This is a genomic window from Bradyrhizobium sp. (genome assembly GCF_049581145.1).
Lineage (GTDB): Bacteria > Pseudomonadota > Alphaproteobacteria > Rhizobiales > Xanthobacteraceae > Bradyrhizobium.
The window spans coordinates 1-1,807 of the sequence record NZ_JBAURI010000007.1; the positions used below are offsets into that span (position 1 = coordinate 1).

The 1,807-nt window shown below is 64.5% G+C and carries 3 protein-coding genes; 2 read left to right on the top strand and 1 reads right to left on the bottom strand.

Annotated elements, in window-relative coordinates:
• Positions 1 to 163: 163 nt before the first annotated feature.
• Complete coding sequence (locus tag WCB02_RS00215) at positions 164 to 472, bottom strand: hypothetical protein (protein ID WP_423955085.1); 309 nt, start codon at positions 470 to 472, stop codon at positions 164 to 166.
• A gap of 369 nt (positions 473 to 841) precedes the next feature.
• Between WCB02_RS00215 and WCB02_RS00220 the strand changes: the two genes are divergently transcribed.
• Together WCB02_RS00220 and WCB02_RS00225 are read left to right on the top strand one after the other, a co-directional pair.
• Positions 842 to 1,060, top strand: coding sequence for a hypothetical protein (locus tag WCB02_RS00220; protein WP_423955086.1), 219 nt, complete (start codon positions 842 to 844; stop codon positions 1,058 to 1,060).
• A 483-nt stretch (positions 1,061 to 1,543) separates the two neighbouring features.
• Positions 1,544 to 1,807, top strand: a 264-nt coding sequence (locus tag WCB02_RS00225) for a hypothetical protein (RefSeq protein ID WP_423955087.1), incomplete at its 3' end; no start/stop codon positions are given.

Here is a 1,807-nt window from a genome sequence, read left to right on the forward strand (position 1 = left end):
GCGCTTACCTTCCGCAAGTTTGATCCGAGGGTCAAGGCTTGATCGTGCGGTCGGCTCGAAGCGCGCGATGGCCGGCATCAGCCCGATCGCACAATGAGCCCGGCGTGGGGCGAACGTCGAACGGCCGCGTCCAGCGCGCGCAAGGAGGCATCGGGGGAGGGCTCTAATTTGCGGTGACGCCGGCCTTGGCGATCGGCTTCTTCGTCGCAGGGGTCTTCGCTGCGGTCTTGGGCGCGTCCGAGCCGCGCGCGCTACCCCACGGATCAGACGACGTCTTGGCATCCGGTATTTTCTTCAGCGATTCCTTGTAGGCCTTGTCGGCCGCCCGTTCCTTCTCGATCTGGTCCGGAGTCTTGGCGTCCATCATTTGTTCCATGGTCGGCATCTTGTCCTGGCTCTGAGCGAAGGCAGGCTCGGCCAGGAAACTGAGCGATGCGATTGCGACGACTGCCGCGGCGAACAAAAGCTTCATGCGCTACTCCTGCGATGCCGCGACCCTGATCACGAAATCATGGAGGCATTGCGGTCGGCGGGCAGGAGCTCTCCCGTCGGCGACAGCCGGGGCGGACCGTGACAGCCGCGACATTGTCGGCCGATCCAGAGGGCAAGCTCTGGACACAAGCGGAGGATCTCCCGCCAGCGGCAGTGCGTCATCAACCACTCCGCGTCGCAACATGGAGACGGTGGCGCGCATCAAGATGAAGCTCCGGCGGGCGGCATCGGCCATCCGCCACGATCCCGCCGATTTGACCAATCGTGAAGCCGCGTCCGCCTTGGTGCCACGAGTGGCCATGCGCACATCAGCCGTCCACTTCAGTTGGTACAAGAAATGGAGAACGCCATGAGGTCTGTTGTGGTTCTGAGCCTGTTGCTGGCCTTTTGCGCTTCTGCCAGCGCCGCGACGATGCATCGCGCCAGGCGGCACGCGGTGGAGGCCAGCCGGATGTCGAGCTTCGCAAGGATGCGTGATGAACGCAGGACGGTCGCTCAACCCGCGCCGGTCACCGCGGCACCGTTCATCAATCTGGACGCCACCGAAATGGCGCCCGCCGGGTATTAGAACAAGCCGAACGTTGCGGATGGCCCGGGGTGATCTGCTTCACAGCCCGGATGTCCGGTTCCGTGCTATGGATTCGACATGCGTGGTGGTCTCCCAATCGCGATTCTTGCTGGCCTGGCGCTCATCGCCGTGGTGCAGGGACATCCTCGCTTTACGCCGCGGCCGACCGCGCCCATGCCGGCTGTGAATGTGCCATGACCCGACTGGTGGGCACTCTCGACCGGCGTCAGCGCCAGCATGGTGCCCAGCGGCGATAGCTGCGCCTCGGCGTCTGGACTCTGGAAACACGACGTGGTCCGGGGATTTCAGGCTCGTCGCGGCGCCATCGCCCTCGAAGCCAGGCGGCGCTCGAGAAGCCCTGATATGGATCACCGCCGTGAAGCTTTTCGCGCCGGCGTGCCAGCGATATTCGTTCGCCTGGCGGTTGCCGCGCCTTGCCATTGCCGCTAGAACATGGGCGGATCGTCGCGCCCCGGGATCATCTTGGAACATTCATTGCGCCATATCCCCGCCATCGTCGCGTTTGCCGGCCTCGCGATCGTCGCCGCCGGCTGCTCCGATGCGCGCATGGCGGCGAACAACGCGGCTTCGAATAACGGCCAAATCCAGCAATCACAAGTCCAGCCATCAAACTATCAGGCCGGCTACGGTCTATCGAGCGAGGGACCGACCACGGACGTCTACACCGAGCTCAAGGGCTCGTTGCAGCGCGCCGAAAGGCCGCAAGCCGCCGGCACGGTCCAGCAG